Genomic DNA, 17,208 nt, shown 5'->3' on the forward strand with positions numbered 1-17,208 from the left:
TTATAAACTAACTTATCTTACTTTTTCTTTTTTGAGTGGAAATCATTTTTATGTATGTAGACTTGTTGTAGTTCTCAATATCGATCTCTTCCATAGTCTTAATACCTCTAACACTAATTACAACTGTATTACTTTTAGCGTCGCTAGCTTTTTCAGTTTCAATAGAACTATTACTACTATTCAAATCATTTGGTGCATCTTGAGCTGAAGCGAAAGAAACAAATAATAAGAAAAATACTGTCGATAATAATTTCATAAATACAAGTGTTATTGTTGTTTAATACTGCAAAGATATGGGCGTTCTACAAGAGGATACAATTTAATCGTTGAAACACAAAACTATTTGATTAACCCCTAAAAAATGCAGATTTAATCGATGAGTTACATTCTGATAAACAGATTATCTCATCCTACAAAAAACTGTTCGTTCGTTAAAAAAAAGCATAAAATAGTAGTCTGAAACAAGAGGTGTAGAAGGTTTTAAAAAGTATTTACTTAAAACCTTCTACACCTTACGTATTAACTGATATAGTTTACGAAGTATAACTTTGTAATACTTATATTTACCATTATATTAACCCTATCTTAAAGTATTAAAGTCTCAAAACACCACTAATTAGCTTAACCCTAATTTCTATTAATTAGGAATGAATTAAGTTCTTATAAAGATTGTAGTCTACTCTTTATAAGGTTCAAATCATTTTTATTTGAAAAAATTATGTGATGTTTTGAGACTTTTTACTTTACAGCAAAAAAGACGTTTACTGTAGACTGTAGAAATAGCTGTAGCTACAGCTTTGAAATGATATTGCCTTTAGTAGACAATTAACTATTCAGCTTTAATAATTTTTTTAAGCGTATTAAATATCGTTGTTTCAATACTATGTTCGTCACCATCTGCAAAAATCATCAGTTTAATATCAACGAACAAATCGCGATAATCCGCTCTAAAATAATCGTGCGATTTGATACTTTTTAATATTTTCTGAATGCACTGATAATCGTTATCCGCTTCAAACTCTTTATGGATATTTTTAAAAGTTTGTACGTCAATTTTATTCAGAATAAATTCACGTTCGTTGCTAGATTCTTCTAAATCGATATTTGCGATATATAATAGAATATAAGCTAGCAGTTCTTTTTTTGACCAATTGTTAGGTGTTATCATAGTCTTTATTGTGTTAAAGTGCCATATTCGGTCCACGAACCGTCGTACACTGTTGTGTGTTTATAATTTGCAACATTTGCTGCTAAATCTAAGATGCAAGCAGTTAAGCCGGATCCACAACTAAAAACGACTGTGTTTTCTTTTGTAGACAACGCTTTAAAGGCTTCTTGGAGCTCTACTTTAGGCTTTAATTTACCATTCTCTAAACATACCTCGAACGGCATATTTTTAGAATTTGGAATAGTACCGCTTCTTAGGCCCGCTCTAGGTTCTGGTATCTGGCTATAAAACCTAGCCGCACTTCTTGCATCTACAATCGTGTGTTTCTCACTATGCGATAGCTTTTCTAAATCCTTAAAATAAGTGACATTATCTGGGTTAAAATGTGTTTCAAAATCACCTATTGGTTTTGCATTACTATTCGACGTTTCCGTAGGATAATTTTGTGCTAACCATTCTGGCAGGCCGCCGTCTAAAACAGCAATATTATTATGTCCAAAAGTTTTAAATAACCACCACACGCGAGCACTAGAATAAATACCTTTATCATCGTATACTACAATCGCGCTGTCCGCATTAACGCCTAGTTTCCTAGCTTCAGTTTGAAATTGTTCTGCTGAAGGAATCGTGTTAGGAAACGCACTAGAAACATCACTGAAACACTCTTTTAAATTGAGAAATTGAGCATTGGGTAATTGAATGTCTTTAGAGACAGTATTATTAGTCTCCGTAATTTTAGGAATGCTGGCATCAAAAATAATGAGGTTTTCAGCCTTTAACTGCCGGTAAAGCCAATCTACTGAAACGACAGGTTCGGAAAGTGTTACTTTAAACATAGATACTCTGTGTGATTTTATATTAAAAACAAGCTTATGCCCTACTCTAAAATACTAAATAAATGGGAATTAGTTGGCCTTCTTAGTTTTTGGATAATGGTCATCCCATTCTTTAGGTTTAGGATCTTTTAATTTCCCTAAAGACTTAGCAACTAGCATCGATACGGTTGCATCTCCTGTAACATTCACTACTGTTCTGCACATATCTAAAGGTCTATCGACAGCGAAAATTAAGGCTAATCCTATAGGTAATAATTCCTTAGGGAACCCTATAGATTCTAGTACAATAACAAGCATTACCATTCCTGCACTAGGTATCGCAGCGCTACCAATAGAAGCTAATAGTGCTGTAGCAACAATAACCAGCTGGTTGGTAAATGTTAAGCCTTCGGGCCAAATAACCTGCATTATAAAAACAGCGGCAATACCTTGGTATAAACTGGTACCGTCCATATTAACCGTCGCTCCAACCGGTAAAACAAATCCAGAAACCTCTTTATCGACGCCTAAATGCTCTTCCACGCGCTCCATTGTAACGGGTAAAATCGCGGCACTACTACTTGTAGAAAAGGCTAGTAATTGCGCAGGACTAAAACGACTTAAAAACCACATTGGTGATTTTTTTGTGTAGATGTATATTAATAAAAGGTAAAAACCAATCATTAAAAGCAATCCTAATAGTACACATCCTGCATAGAACAATAATTTTACTAAAATTTCTATATCGTCGAACGCTATAATAACATTGGCTAATAAAGCAAAAACGGCATACGGAGCAAAAAGCATTATTAAGTCTACCATCTTCATAATAACCTCATTTAGGGAGTCGAAGAATTTAATTAATGGTTTTGCTTTTTTCTCAGGGATTAACAGAAGGCATATTCCCATAAACATTGCGAAAAAGATAACTTGTAGCATTTCTGGTTTAGAAAATGCATTAAAAATATTACTAGGAAAAACATCTACCAAAGGTTGCAATGGTCCCGCTTCTTTTTGCAAATTAGCCTTGCTAATCATAATATCTGCGGAACCTTGATAGCTCGTTTTAATTTTCTCTATCGTATCCTGTGGCATTCCTACACCAGGTTTTAAAGTATTAACAATAGTTAACCCGATAACAATTGCGATAATGGTTGTTCCCATATAAATACCTATGGTTCGCAGTCCCATTTTTTTAATTTTAGAAATATCTTTTAAATCTGAAATCCCTTTAGTTAACGACGCTAAAATTAAAGGTACAGCAATAAGTTTTAGTAGATTAATAAATATGGTACCAAACGGTTTTATCCAATCAGTAACAAAATCTTTTCCCCCATCGATGGTATTCATAAAAAACCCAAAGAGGACTCCTAAAACCATTCCAATAATTATTTTCCAGTGTAATGCTAATTTCATATGTGTTTTTAGTGTTTCTTTGTAGTAGTTGTAATCTTCTATTTATACATTTTGTTAAGTAGGAAGTAGTCTGCTAAAACGAGGGCTGCCATTGCTTCTACAATAGGAACAGCTCTAGGAACCACACAAGGATCATGTCTGCCTTTACCTTGAATGGTAACGTTCTCACCTTCAGCATTAATAGACTCTTGTGGTTGCATAATGGTGGCTACAGGTTTAAACGCTACACGAAAGTAAATATCCATTCCATTACTTATACCACCTTGTATACCACCAGATAAATTGGTTTTGGTGCTGCCATCGGGATTAAAAATATCGTTATGTTCGCTGCCTTTCATTTTTGCACCACAAAAGCCGCTACCATATTCAAAGCCTTTTACCGCATTTATAGATAGCATTGCTTTGCCTAATTCGGCATGTAATTTATCGAATGCAGGTTCTCCTAATCCAACAGGGACATTTTTTAATACGCAAGTAATTGTACCGCCAATGGTATCGCCTTCTTTTCTAATCTCTTTTATGCGGGTAATCATTTTCTCTGCAATGGCCACATCTGGACACCGCACATCGTTAGACTCTATTTTTGAAAAATCTAAGTCTTGATACGGCTTATCTATAAAAATATCACCGACTGAAGAGGTAAAGGCATTAATTTGAATACTCCCTAGCATTTGCTTTGCTATAGCACCTGCTACAACGCGACAAGCCGTTTCTCGTGCCGAACTACGACCACCACCGCGATAATCGCGATGACCATATTTTTTATCGTAAACATAATCGGCGTGACTTGGGCGATAGGCGTCTTTTAAATGCGAATAATCTTTAGATTTCTGGTTGGCATTTTTAATACTAAAACCAATAGGGGTTCCCGTTGTTTTACCTTCGAAAACACCAGATAGAAACTGAACCGTGTCGGGTTCTTTTCGCTGGGTTACGATGGAAGACTGCCCAGGTTTTCTTCGATTCATTTCATTTTGAATCGCTTCAAGATCTAATATAATGCCCGGCAAACAACCGTCTATTACTCCGCCAATTGCTTCACCATGAGATTCGCCAAAAGTCGTAATATTAAATAGTTTTCCAAAGGAATTTCCAGCCATAGTTTATTTTTGTGCTAATGTAATTGTAAAATCACAGAAACAAAAATAGTAGTTTAATTTTATGAGATTCTTATTTTTTATTATAAATTTAACAAATTCTAAAAAATAGACTGATATGCCTACAAAAACACATTATTTTATACTTTTTATTGCACTATTCTTGGCTACATCCTGTTCCGACGATGATAATACGACTGTTGATACTACTGAGAATTCGTCCATATATGGCAATTATTTTCCGACATTTTTAGATAGTTATTGGAATTATACTGTAGAAGCACAAAGTTCTATAACGACAGATCCTATCATTTCAACCGACGAACTTACTGTTGAGAGTATAAATAATAACAATTTTACGCTTACTGCAAACGATGGCTTACCTGCAAACGGTACAATGAGTGGCATTTTAGTTAGTGGTACTTTAACAAGTTCTAATACCACATTAAGCTTAAACGGAACCTTAGAGTTACCCGCTGGAATAACTGATTTAATAGATTTTGATATCGCTTTAAACTCTGCTATTTTATATGATATCAATGCTTCAAATAATACTAATTTATTTTCTGTAAGTGAGCAAGTTACCCAAGATATTCAGGGTTTTCCGGTAACCATTAATTATGACGTCAATACAAAATCTTTAGGTTTTTATAATTCGGTAACAGTTAATGATGAAACCTATACTAATGTCGTAGCGACTGAAATTGTTTTAAGTCTTGGTGCTGCAACGTCTATCGATTTTGGAGGCATCCCAATTAACGTTGCTATTTTAGCACCGCAAGACCTGTTCGTTGTAACGAGTTATTATGCTGAAAACGTTGGGTTAATAAAAGCAGAATCTTACTTTAACTACGAAATTAATGCCACGGCTATTGCTGCTTTGGCTAATTCAGGAATAGATTTAGGCATTCCTGCTACTGGATCTTCTAACAACATACAAGAATTAATAGGATTCGGTTTACAATAATTAAGAAGTTTCTATTATTTAGCGCATTTATTAAAGAAGCGCTTCTTTTAAAATAGTAATGGGATGTTTAGCTATGCGCTGTGTTCCATCTTTTATTTGATGTCTACAACTGGTACCATTTGCTGCTATTTCAGTAGTTTTTGGTGCTTTTCGAACGGCTGGAAATAGCGTTAGCTCTCCTATTGCCATACTCACATCGTAATGTTCCTTTTCATAACCAAAACTACCTGCCATACCACAGCAACCACTAGGAATTAAAGTGACTTTATAATTCTCAGGAAAATTTAAAACATTAAAACTGTGAATTTGATTGCTCATAGCCTTTTGGTGACAATGGCCGTGAAACTTAATAGTTTTAGGTTGTGAGGTGAATTGATCTGCTGAAATATTACCTAAAGTGATTTCCTGACTTAAAAACTCTTCAATTAAAAAGGTTTTATCGGCGATTTTTTTTGCTAAAACACGATCGTCAGCAAGCTTTAAATATTCATCTTTAAAGGTTAAAATCGCCGATGGCTCGATACCAATAAGCGGCGTTTCTGCAGTAATAATATCCTTATATAAAGCAATGTTTTTATTAGCAATTACTTTGGCTTCTTCAAGAAACCCTTTCGATAAAAAAGTCCGACCAGACTCTTCATTTTTAATAAGCTTTACGTCGTAATGCAACGCTCTTAAAAGTGTTACTGTGTCGCGACCAATTTCGGTGTCTAAGTAATTAGTGAATTCATCATTAAATAGATAAACGGTTTTAATACATTTAATAGCAACACTCTTATTTACAAGAGATTGATACTCTTTATATAAACTCTTTTTTGATAGTAATGGCAGAGACCTTTTTTGAGCAATACCTAAAGCGCTTTTAATAATTGAAGACGTTATATAATTTGAGAACATAAAATTTGTGACGCGATAAAACTGTTGCCCTATTGCATTATATTTTGTGTTATAAGCAAATAATTTTGTCCTTAAATCTACGGGATTGTCTTTATTATATTGGTATAAAAATTCAGCTTTTAAACTAGCAACATCCACACTACTTGGGCATTCGCTAGCACAGGCTTTGCAGCTTATACATAAATCGAAAACTTCTTTTAGTTCCTTGTGATTAAATTTATTTGGTTTTGTAGATGTGGTTAAAAACTCACGTAATGCATTTGCTCGTGCTCTTGTGGTGTCTTTTTCATTTGAAGTCGCACGAAAACTAGGGCACATTGTACCACCAAACTCAGACGTTTTTCTACAATCGCCAGAACCATTACATTTTTCAGCTTCACGTAAAATGCCTTGCGATGCAGAAAAATCTAAAAAAGTCTCAATCTCAGGTTCTTCCCTATTGGTTTCATAACGTAAATTATCATCCATTGTAAAGGCATCTACTATTTTCCCGGGATTGAAAATATTATGAGGATCGAAAGCGGTTTTAAGACCTTTTAATATGGCGTAATTCGCCGCTCCAATCATAATAGGGATAAACTCAGCTCTTACAATGCCATCGCCGTGCTCACCACTAAAAGACCCTTGATATTTCTTTACTAAATTAGCAACACGCGTTGTAATTTCTCGAAATAGAACAACATCATCCGATTGCTTTAAATCTAAAATTGGACGTAAATGTAATTCGCCGGCACCGGCATGTGCATAATACACAGCGTTTTGGTTAAAGTGCTTCATTAACGCTGTAAAATCTGCTATATAATCTGCTAAATCGGTTATAGCCACCGCAGTGTCTTCAATACAAGCAACAGCTTTTTTATCACCTATAATATTTCCTAGCAAACCTAAACCAGCGCTTCTTAAATTAGCGGCTTTGTTTATAGAATCACCGTATAAAACACTATTGGCGTAACTTAATTGTGATTCTTCTATGGTTTTAATGAGTGCGTCCGCTTTTATTTGTGCGGCTTCAGGCGTTTCGGCTTTTATTTCACAGAGTAAAATAGCGATTGGGTCTCCTTGTATAAAAGTTCTATTTTCTGTTTGCGTTTTATTTTGTTTAGTACACTCTAAAATGGTTTTATCCATCATTTCACAGGTATACAATTGGTGTTTCATAACAGGAACCACAGCGTTTAAACACTTTTCAATACTGTCAAAATGTGCCGCGATGACAATAGATTCTTGTGGGGGTAAATCATTTAATTGTAACGTAATTTCTGTTGTAAAGGCCAACGTGCCCTCACTTCCAGTTAATAATTTGCAGATATTAAAAGGGATATCAGATTCTGAAAACACTTCCGTTTTAATTAACTCATCAAGAGCATAACCGGTATTTCTTCGGTGTATTTCAGGTTTTGGAAACTGAGATAGTATGTCATTTTGTACCGTTTCAGAGTGTAATTCATTATAAATTGATAGATAAATAGCGCCTTCTAACGTTTGTAACTTACATTTAGTTTCAAATTCTTCCGCAGTCATATTAAAAAACTCAACAGCACTTCCATCACTTAATAGTGTTTTTAACGCTATCACTTTATCTCGGGTCACTCCGTATTGAATAGACGTAGTGCCAGAGGAATTGTTTCCTACCATTCCGCCAATCATACACCTATTAGACGTCGATGTATTCGGGCCAAAAAACAAATTGAAAGGTTTTAAGTAATTATTCAGCGTATCGCGAACTACGCCGGGCTGCACGGTAATTGTTTTTTCAGTCTCATTAAAACTGATGATTTTTGTAAAATATTTAGAGACATCAACCACGATGCCTTTACCCACGCACTGCCCTGCGAGCGACGTACCAGCTGTTCTTGGTATTAACGAGGTGTTATGAGTTTTAGCAAAATAAATGAGTGACCTAATATCATCTTCCGTTTTAGGAAAAGCAACAGCTAAGGGTAACATTCTATAAACAGAAGCATCTGTAGCGTACAAAACGCGCATTAACTTATCGTAATGTAAATCGCCTTTTAATTGCTGTTGTAATGTATCGAGAGCTTTGTGTATCGTTCCTTCCATAATTAATTTACCACTACGAATATCGTAGTTTTTCTTCAGTAATTACCTAACTATTGTTAACAAAAAATTAGTAGTAATTTCATAACAACCAATTACTTTAAAGGTTAAATTTGATAGACTAATTTTAAAATCAACTTATAATATGAAAAAATTAATTTTATTAACTGTTGCTGTTTTAGGGTTTGGTTTTGCTGCTTCTGCACAGACCATTTCAAAAAATGCAATAGGTTTACGTTTAGGTGATAGTGATGGGTTTGGGGCTGAAGTTTCTTATCAGCGTGCGTTATCAGACAATAATAGATTAGAACTTGATTTAGGTTGGCGAGACGGAAACTACTACGACGGTTTTAAACTGGCTGGTATTTACCAATGGGTTTGGAATATTGACGGTGGTTTTAACTGGTACGCAGGTCCTGGCGCTGGTTTTGGTGCTTATAGTATTGACGATGATTACAAAAAATACGATAAGTACGATGACGATAGTGACACTTTTGTTTTCTTAGCAGGTGATATAGGTATCGAGTATAATTTCGATTTCCCATTATTAGTGTCATTAGACTTTAGACCAGAACTTGGGTTTGGAGATGACCGTTTTGATAATAACGACCTCGATTTTGATATTGCGCTGGGTGTGAGATACCAATTCTAAAAACAGAAAATACAGATAATTAAAAAGCACTTCAATTGAAGTGCTTTTTTTGTGTCTTAAACGTAATAATTGATAGCTTTACTCTTTACAATTCCTAAGTGTTTCTTCGTAAATCGCTTCATATTGAGGAACGATATTAGCAATATCAAATTTCCGTGCTTGTTCTTTAGCATTATTTTTGAATTGTTTTAGCGTAGTTTCATCTTGAAGAATTTTAATGGCATTTTTACTCATTTCTTCCACATTCCCCACCTCACTTAAGAACCCTGAAAAACCTTGTTCATTAACTTCCGGAATACCTCCCGTGTTACTTGATATTACGGGAACGCCCGAAGCCATAGCTTCTAAAGCCGATAACCCGAAACTTTCGGTCTCACTTAATAATAAGAACAAATCTGAAAAACATAAAATACGATCGATTTCATTACTATTCCCGAAAAATACGACATTATCTGTAATACCTAATTTTCTGCATAAACGTTCGGCAGGTTCGCGCTCCGGCCCTTCTCCAACCATCATTAATTTAGCTGGAATGGTTTTTTGAATATTATAAAAGGTTTTTATAATATCTAATATGCGTTTAACCGGTCTGAAATTACTAATATGGGTGATGATTTTTTCATCTTCGGTGGCCATCATACCACGCTGACAGTCGGTAAAAGTATGATCGAATTTATTTAAATCTATAAAATTTGTTATCACTTTAATATCATTCTTAATATCAAATAACCGCAAAGTATCTTCTCTTAAGCTTTCTGAAACTGCCGTTACAGCATTCGATTTATTGATACTAAAGGTGACCGCTGGTTTATAAAACGGATGACTCCCAACCAAGGTGATATCGGTACCGTGAAGGGTGGTAACAAAAGGTATATAAATACCGTCTTCTTGCAACATTTTTTGCGCCATATATGCTGCATAAGCGTGAGGAATAGCATAATGTACATGAAGTATTTCAATTTTATGTAGTTTCACCATATCTACCAATTTGCTTGATAAAGCTAACTCGTAGGGCTGGTAATGAAACAATGGATATTCTGGCACATTCACTTCATGATAATGTACATTATTACCTAAGAGCTCTAAACGAACTGGCTGATTGTACGTTATAAAATGAATATTATGGCCCCGCTTAGAAAGCTCTAAACCTAACTCTGTAGCAACTACGCCACTACCTCCAAACGTTGGATAACATACTATTCCTATTTTCACCTTTTTTAATGTTTTTTATGTCTAGTATCTAGTTAATCGCCTCGTAAATAGCTTTTTGAATGTCTGTTCTAATATCTTCTCTTAACAACATATTTTTTGCTTTCGAACTTGGGTACGTTCTATTGGCTAAAAACACATAAACTATTTCTTCATCTGGATCTGCCCAAGCGTAAGTTCCTGTAAATCCTGAATGCCCAAAGCTTGTCATAGATACACAGCCACACGTTGGCCCTTCTTCTCCTAATTGGGGTTTGTCGAAACCAACGCCTCTCCTTACATTTTTCTCACAGAAATAACAGGTATTAAACTTATCGATAGTTTCTGGTTTTAAATAACGCACACCGCCGTAGTATCCTTTTTGTAAATACATTTGCATAATTTTAGCAATATCATTGGCGTTACTAAACACACCCGCGTGTCCGCCAACACCGCCTTGCATTGCCGCTCCCATATCGTGAACATAACCTTGTACCTTTTGAAATCTGTAATAATCGTCTACTTCCGTTGGCGCTATTTTGGTGTTCGAAATGGTTTTATAAGGATTATATAAAGTATGATTTGCGCCTAACGACTTATAAAAGTGATCTTGAGCAACCTCATTTAACGGTCGGTCGTAATGTTTTTCTATGTATTGCTTAATAATATAATACGCTAAATCGCTGTAACGGTAGCGTAAGTGACTTAATAACTCGGTGTCTTTAATAATTTTAGGAATAGAATCTTGGTAACTGTCACGCATAAATAAATTTGGTGCAATTTCCGTAGTAAATCCTGGCTTTCTGGATGTTCTGTAGTATTTGCTTGATGGTTTATTAGTGACCGAATCTAAAGTCGCATAATAAAAAGGTATCCAAGGTTTCAGTTGGGCATAATGGGAGAGCATTTTTTTAATAGTCATATTCTTCTTATTCGAATGCTTATAATAAGGTAGAATATCAGATAACTTGCTATCTAAAGACACAATTCCTTGGTCTTCCAACTCCATTAACAAAGGTAAAGTAGCTACAATTTTAGTAAGTGAAGCGATATCATAAATATCGTCTGATTCTACAACTTTGGTACCATCGTAAGTGTGTTTTCCAAAATTTTTATTATAAATTACTTTTCCTTTTCTAGCCACTAGAAGTTGAATTCCAGGCGTCATTTTTTGATCTATGGCATATTGTGCGATAGCATCTATTTTATTAAGTTTTTCTGAATTCATACCCACCCGTTCCGGAATAGTATAGGCTAAACGATTCAAACTATTTTTCTGAATCCCATCGCCTACTGTAAAATACGGCCCTGCTGATACAGGTAAAGTCCCTTTTGCCGGAAAGGCACCAAAAATAAGTTGTGCTGATTTCTCTTGCGCCACTTTACTGTTTTGGTAACTCACCACAACGCTCTCTATATTCGTTATAGATTCCAAATCTAATAAGGCATAAGGACGCGTAAAAATGTTTAAAATTACAGTGTTTGTTCGTGCTATTTCATAGAGCCACGTTAGTTCTTTATTGGTGAACTCGTAGCCTTTCCAAGGATTGTCATTAGATTTATGAAATCCTACAATCACCGTGTTATAATTTTGAAGTTTTTCAATTAAAACATCTAAATTGTTATCTTCTATTTTATGTACTTTCCCATATTTTTTTAATTCCTCGTAAAATGGAGTGCCATCATCATCGCCTAAAGAAACATACGCTATATTTTTAGTTTCTAGATGTCTTAGAGGTAATAGTTTTTTATCGTCGTGAGCCACTGTTATAGCTTGCTCCATCAACGTTTCGTAAAGGGCGTAATCTTTAATACGATTTAAGTCTTCTACTAAATTAGCTGTACCAATAGGTTCGTACTTATTTAATCCTACTTTATATTTTGCAAGCAATATTTTTTTTACAGAAAGTTGTAATCGTTCATCTGTTATCGCACCGCGTTCGTAAGCTTCAGCAATTTTATTAATGCCTTTTTCAACATCTTCAGACATTAGCATTACATCATTTCCTGCTAAAAAAGCTGCTAAATCAATTTCACCACCAACATTCACTGATCCAGAATTTACGCCGTCAAACGTAGGTTTTACAAAATCGGCAACACCTTTCATAGTCAGCGCATCGGTAAAAATCAACCCTTTAAACCCTAATCTTTCTTTTAAAATATCTGTGACAATAGTTTTTGACAATGATGAAGGATATCCGTCACGAGCCTCTAAACTAGGCACGCTTAAATGCGCAACCATAACACTCGATAGCCCTTCTTTTATTAATTTTCTATAGGGATATAATTCAATAGAATCTATTCGTTTTTTATTGAAGGTAATTGTAGGTAATGTTTTATGAGAGTCGCTTGCCGTATCGCCGTGACCAGGAAAATGTTTTGCACTAGCCAATACACCTACACTTTGCATTCCTTTCATTAAGGCCATCGCTTTTTCGGTAACGTTATCTCTATCTTCTCCAAACGAACGATTTCCAATAATAGGATTTTTAGGATTGGTATTAATATCTACCACAGGAGCGAAATTAAAATGAACACCTAAACGTTTACTGTGTTCTCCTAATTGGCGACCGGTTTGTTCTATAAGTTTGGGATCCTTAATGGCTCCTAAAGTCATATTCCAAGGAAATGAAAATGTAGAATCCAATCGCATACTTAATCCCCATTCGGCATCCATACCAATAAGTAAAGGGGTTTGTGAAGCTGCTTGTAGTACGTTGTTTAATTTAGCTTGACGTACAGGGCCTCCCTTAGAGTATATAATGCCTCCTATTTTTTGGTCCTTTATAAGTCCGATTATTTTATTTTTATTAGCTTCTGACTGATCAGAAAACACTTGAACCATATATAATTGCCCAATCTTTTCTTTTAAAGTCAAGGCATTGTACACACTATCGACCCATTGTTTTTGACCATTTACATCTTTTGCCAAAAGCGGATTACCTGACTGTTGAGCAGATAAAGAGATAGAAAAAATAAAGAATATGAGGGAATATAATAGGTTTCGCATAAAATAATAATCTATAAAGCTGTTACAGAAGCGCAACATTTTAGACAACGACAAATTAGTGTATTTCTTATTATTAAATAAAGACTTTAAGACAGTTTTATTAGTAAGTGGAGAAAAAAATTACTGCCAATAAAAATTAGCAGTAATTATATTATTTTAAAAAGCGATTATGCCAGCTTTCGCTCGCCGGAACTTCCCAGTTCTCGTTAAATTCGGCAATATTGGTTACCAAGTTATTAAAAACAATCGTTTTTTTAGAGACGGCTTTATCTTTCGCCATTTTTCTAAAATCGGTTAATGTTTTATAAGCAACGTATTCACCTTGTTTATAGGATACGTTCATTTTATCCATTAAATCAACATTGTATTCTTTTTCTAGTTGCTGAATAAAATGCACCGAACTATCCACACTACAACCTGTTGCTGCTTGTACTCCTTGGTCTACCGCTAAAATGATAAAGCGTTTATACTTTATCTCGAAACCCGCTTGTAAATCGGTACCGTGCGCAGCCCAATTAGAAATAAAAATTTTTAATTTCTCTTTTATTTCTTCTAGTTCTACATCAGAAAAAGAACGATTTGCTTGGTATATCCAAATTTTTGAGGTCTCTGGTAATGTATTAAAATCTACTAACATTGTTGTGTTTACGTTTTTTTTTAAGTGAAAGATTACTTTTTGTTTTTACGCGCTTTTCGTAATGAAAAGTAATTTATAGCTGCCATAAAACCGCCAAAAAGGATGAAGTTCATTAAAAATTTACTAATTGAAAATAAAATATCATCGTTATAATCGAAAGCCGCCATAACACCCGCAAAAACTAAACCAGCAAATGCTCCGGGATACAAATACTTCTTCTTATCGATTGGTTCCATCTTATAAATCTTGAGCATTAGCGATAAGTTCGGCAATATCCATTACTTCTACATCACCTTCTTTATCTTTACCTTTTACGCCATCCGTCATCATAGTATTACAAAACGGACAACCAGCTGCAATAATTTCCGGTTTCGTTTCCAGAGCTTGTTCGGTACGTTCTATATTTATTTCTTTATCGCCTTTTTCAGCGTCTTTAAACATTTGCGCACCACCGGCTCCGCAACATAACCCACGAGATTTGCAGCTTTTCATTTCTACAAGTTCGGCGTCTAACTTTCTAATTAACTCTCTAGGTGCTTCATAAACATTATTGGCACGACCTAAGTAACACGGATCGTGAAAAGTAATGCGCTTTCCTTTAAATTGTCCACCTTCAATGGTTAAACGTCCGTCGTCCAAAAGTCCTTTTAAAAACTGGGTATGGTGCACCACTTCGTAGTTACCACCTAATCCCGGATATTCGTTTTTAATAGTATTAAAGCAATGCGGACAAGCGGTTACTATTTTTTTAATTTCGTAAGCATTCATTACTTCTATATTAGTAACAGCCTGCATTTGAAATAAAAATTCGTTCCCCGAACGCTTTGCAGGATCTCCTGTGCAACTTTCTTCGGTTCCTAAAACTGCGAATTCTACATTGGCCTTATTTAATATTCTAACAAACGCTTTTGTTATTTTTTTTGCTCTATCGTCAAAGCTTCCAGCGCATCCTACCCAAAATAAAACCTCTGGGTGCTTACCTTCTGCCATGTATTCTGCCATTGTTGGCACTTTAAGTTGTTCGCTCATATCTATGAGGTTTAAGTTTTATAAATGTTAAGCCGTAAAAACGGATATAATTAATTGTTTACTTCTTATCGTTAAAGACTTGAATTCTTACTTTTTTCTCTATTAAATCTGTAAACTGTCCTTTATATTGTGTCGCTTTCACCAAATGATTATCTATCCAATGGTAATTGCCACCACGGGGTTTCCCCATTAATAAACTATGAAATTTAAAACCGTGTGTATTTAACCATTGGGTTGTTACCGCTCTGTGATCTTCAAGTCTAGAGGTAAAAAAACAAATCATATGGCCTTGTTCGTACCATTTGTTGCATGTTTTCAAGGCATCCAGGTAGGGTAAGCACGTTTCCATTCGCTCTGGTTCTTCATTTGGGATATCGTCTGTAATGGTACCGTCTATATCTATTAAATAGTTTTTTACACCTTCCGGTAATACAGGGCTTATTTTTTCTCCAGCTGCGACTTTCTCGTGTAAAAACTGATCTGCATCTTCTCTTTTCATCATTTATCGGTTTCTGTCTCTGGTACAATTGAAGCGAAATCGTCTTTCGAAATCCTTATATAAACAGCTAATTTTTTATAGCCATTTTTTAATCTGTTTTGGGAATCGTATTTTTCGAGGTCTGCACGTCGTAATGCCTCTTCCCCTATTTTCTGTGTCTGAAATTCTGAACAGTAATCGCAAAACACTTTTTTTAAAGTGATATGCTCTGCAACACTTTCTATAAACTTTATTTCGGTATACGCTTTTATTTGTAATGAATCTTCAGTGTACGATTGTGCTTGACTTTTGCCTAATCCAAAGAGTATGAATAGTATAATTAGAGGTGCTATGTTCTTCTTAAATATATTCATTTTCTATTTTGAAATTAAGAGTTATTCATTCTGCATATTATTATCTACTCATTTTTAAAACGGATTTTAATCCTTCACTCAGATTGAAATACTATTCGTCTTTCCAGTTTAATCGATCCATTTGATTGTAAGGCCAAGGTGCACCGTTATTTTCAACATTGGTCATCATATTATTGAGTTCCATAGGTGCCGCCGATTCTTCCATTACTAAATAACGACGCATTTCCATAATAATATTTAATGGATCGATACTTACAGGGCAAGCCTCTGTACAAGCGTTACAACTAGTACACGCCCATAATTCTTCGGGCGTAATATAGTCGTTTAATAATTGCTTTCCATCATCTACGAAAACACCTTTATTAGCATCGATATTTTTCCCTACTTCTTCCAGACGATCTCTGGTATCCATCATAATTTTACGCGGTGATAACTTTTTACCCGTAATATTTGCAGGACATTCGCTTGTACAACGACCGCATTCGGTACACGTGTATGCGTTTAGTAAATTCACCCAACTTAAATCCTGCACATCGCTCGCTCCAAATTTTGCAGGCGTTTCATCTTGCGCGTCTTCGGCTGGAGCTGCAAACGGATCGGCATCTGGATCCATCATTAACATCACCTCTTTAGTTACGGCAGCATCATTTTCGAACTGTCCTTTTGGATTAATATTACCGTAATAGGTGTTTGGGAATGCTAATAAAATATGTAAATGCTTAGAGAAATAGAGGTAGTTTAAGAATATTAATATACCAACAATATGCAGCCACCACGCAGAACGCTCCACGATATGTAACGCACTCTCTGAAAAATTACTGAAAAACGGTGCAATGTATTGACTAATTACATTACCAGATTCCGTTTGTTGAAAGGTGAGGTCGGTAGCATTCATAATTAAAAACAATGCCATTAAAACCATTTCGAAATACAGAATAATATTTCCATCGCTTTTTGGCCAACCTTTCATTTCGGCGCTCATAAAACGTTTAATCTTAATCACATTTCGGCGTATCCAAAACACTACAACAGCTATAAAAACTAGCGCTGCTAATACTTCAAAACTTCCTATAAGAACACCATAAACGCTTCCTAAACTAGAGAATATACGATGCGTGCCAAATAGTCCATCGATAATAATTTCTAAAACCTCAATATTAATAATTACAAAGCCGACGTAAACAATAACGTGGAAGAAACCAGATACTGGTCGTTTTACCATTTTACTCTGCCCAAGAGCAATCATTATTACGTTTTTCCAACGTGCAGGTTTATTATCGTTAACCTCTTTAGCTTTTCCTAAATTAATGTTACGAATCAGTTTTCTTACATTAAACGCAAAATAACCGAGACCTGCTATTAGTACGAATGCAAATAAAATATTTGGTATATAATCCATAGTTATGATTAGTTAGTTGTAAT

At 35.0% G+C, this 17,208-nt stretch carries 16 protein-coding genes; 2 read left to right on the forward strand and 14 right to left on the reverse strand.

Annotated features, from left to right (window positions below; all coding sequences use genetic code 11):
• Window positions 1-7: 7 nt before the first annotated feature.
• The 5 genes from ES677_RS06465 to aroC all read right to left on the reverse strand — a co-directional run bounded on the left by ES677_RS06465 (window position 8) and on the right by aroC (window position 4,499).
• A complete protein-coding gene (locus ES677_RS06465; protein WP_148368862.1) occupies window positions 8-256 on the reverse strand; it encodes a hypothetical protein in 249 nt (82 codons plus the stop codon).
• Window positions 257-829: 573 nt separating this feature from the next.
• Window positions 830-1,168: a hypothetical protein gene (locus ES677_RS06470; RefSeq protein WP_148368861.1), complete on the reverse strand. Its 339-nt coding sequence runs from the start codon at window positions 1,166-1,168 to the stop codon at window positions 830-832.
• A gap of 5 nt (window positions 1,169-1,173) precedes the next feature.
• Window positions 1,174-2,004 (reverse strand): sulfurtransferase, encoded by an 831-nt coding sequence (locus ES677_RS06475; RefSeq protein ID WP_148380794.1) that lies wholly within the window; start codon window positions 2,002-2,004, stop codon window positions 1,174-1,176.
• Window positions 2,005-2,073: 69 nt separating this feature from the next.
• Window positions 2,074-3,399, reverse strand: a complete 1,326-nt coding sequence (locus tag ES677_RS06480; RefSeq protein ID WP_148380795.1) for a dicarboxylate/amino acid:cation symporter — start codon at window positions 3,397-3,399, stop codon at window positions 2,074-2,076.
• A 38-nt stretch (window positions 3,400-3,437) separates the two neighbouring features.
• Entirely contained in the window at window positions 3,438-4,499 is a 1,062-nt protein-coding gene (gene aroC / locus ES677_RS06485; protein ID WP_148368858.1) for a chorismate synthase, read from the reverse strand.
• A gap of 115 nt (window positions 4,500-4,614) precedes the next feature.
• Between aroC and ES677_RS06490 the strand changes: the two genes are divergently transcribed.
• Window positions 4,615-5,463 (forward strand): hypothetical protein, encoded by an 849-nt coding sequence (locus tag ES677_RS06490; protein WP_148368857.1) that lies wholly within the window; start codon window positions 4,615-4,617, stop codon window positions 5,461-5,463.
• Between the two features lie 30 nt (window positions 5,464-5,493).
• Here ES677_RS06490 and ES677_RS06495 read toward each other — a convergent pair whose 3' ends face one another.
• Complete coding sequence (locus ES677_RS06495) at window positions 5,494-8,421, reverse strand: FAD-binding and (Fe-S)-binding domain-containing protein (RefSeq protein ID WP_148368856.1); 2,928 nt, start codon at window positions 8,419-8,421, stop codon at window positions 5,494-5,496.
• A 142-nt stretch (window positions 8,422-8,563) separates the two neighbouring features.
• On the opposite strand from ES677_RS06495, the gene ES677_RS06500 reads away from it, so the two are divergent.
• On the forward strand, window positions 8,564-9,070 hold the full coding sequence (locus ES677_RS06500) for a hypothetical protein (protein ID WP_148368855.1): 507 nt from the start codon (window positions 8,564-8,566) through the stop codon (window positions 9,068-9,070).
• Window positions 9,071-9,148: 78 nt separating this feature from the next.
• On the opposite strand, the gene bshA is transcribed toward ES677_RS06500, so the two are convergent.
• The 8 genes from bshA to ES677_RS06540 all read right to left on the reverse strand — a co-directional run bounded on the left by bshA (window position 9,149) and on the right by ES677_RS06540 (window position 17,185).
• A complete protein-coding gene (bshA, locus tag ES677_RS06505) occupies window positions 9,149-10,282 on the reverse strand; it encodes an N-acetyl-alpha-D-glucosaminyl L-malate synthase BshA (RefSeq protein WP_148380796.1) in 1,134 nt (377 codons plus the stop codon).
• A 28-nt stretch (window positions 10,283-10,310) separates the two neighbouring features.
• Window positions 10,311-13,268, reverse strand: coding sequence for a glycoside hydrolase family 3 N-terminal domain-containing protein (locus tag ES677_RS06510; protein WP_148380797.1), 2,958 nt, complete (start codon window positions 13,266-13,268; stop codon window positions 10,311-10,313).
• A gap of 151 nt (window positions 13,269-13,419) precedes the next feature.
• Window positions 13,420-13,905: an ABC transporter ATPase gene (locus ES677_RS06515; protein WP_148368852.1), complete on the reverse strand. Its 486-nt coding sequence runs from the start codon at window positions 13,903-13,905 to the stop codon at window positions 13,420-13,422.
• A 32-nt stretch (window positions 13,906-13,937) separates the two neighbouring features.
• A complete protein-coding gene (locus tag ES677_RS06520) occupies window positions 13,938-14,141 on the reverse strand; it encodes a hypothetical protein (protein WP_148368851.1) in 204 nt (67 codons plus the stop codon).
• A gap of 1 nt (window position 14,142) precedes the next feature.
• The gene (locus tag ES677_RS06525) at window positions 14,143-14,934 is read right to left on the reverse strand and encodes a (Fe-S)-binding protein (protein WP_148368850.1); all 792 of its coding nucleotides are present in this window, start codon (window positions 14,932-14,934) and stop codon (window positions 14,143-14,145) included.
• Window positions 14,935-14,992: 58 nt separating this feature from the next.
• Window positions 14,993-15,433 carry an LNS2 domain-containing protein gene (locus ES677_RS06530; RefSeq protein WP_148369193.1) on the reverse strand — a complete coding sequence of 147 codons (441 nt, stop codon included), beginning with the start codon at window positions 15,431-15,433 and terminating at the stop codon, window positions 14,993-14,995.
• Complete coding sequence (locus ES677_RS06535) at window positions 15,433-15,786, reverse strand: hypothetical protein (RefSeq protein WP_246124385.1); 354 nt, start codon at window positions 15,784-15,786, stop codon at window positions 15,433-15,435. The genes ES677_RS06530 and ES677_RS06535 overlap by 1 nt, the downstream gene beginning before the upstream one ends.
• A 91-nt stretch (window positions 15,787-15,877) precedes the next feature.
• Window positions 15,878-17,185: a (Fe-S)-binding protein gene (locus ES677_RS06540; RefSeq protein ID WP_148368849.1), complete on the reverse strand. Its 1,308-nt coding sequence runs from the start codon at window positions 17,183-17,185 to the stop codon at window positions 15,878-15,880.
• Window positions 17,186-17,208: the final 23 nt, after the last annotated feature.

The sequence above is a fragment of the Bizionia gelidisalsuginis genome (assembly GCF_008086185.1).
Taxonomy (GTDB): domain Bacteria; phylum Bacteroidota; class Bacteroidia; order Flavobacteriales; family Flavobacteriaceae; genus Bizionia; species Bizionia saleffrena.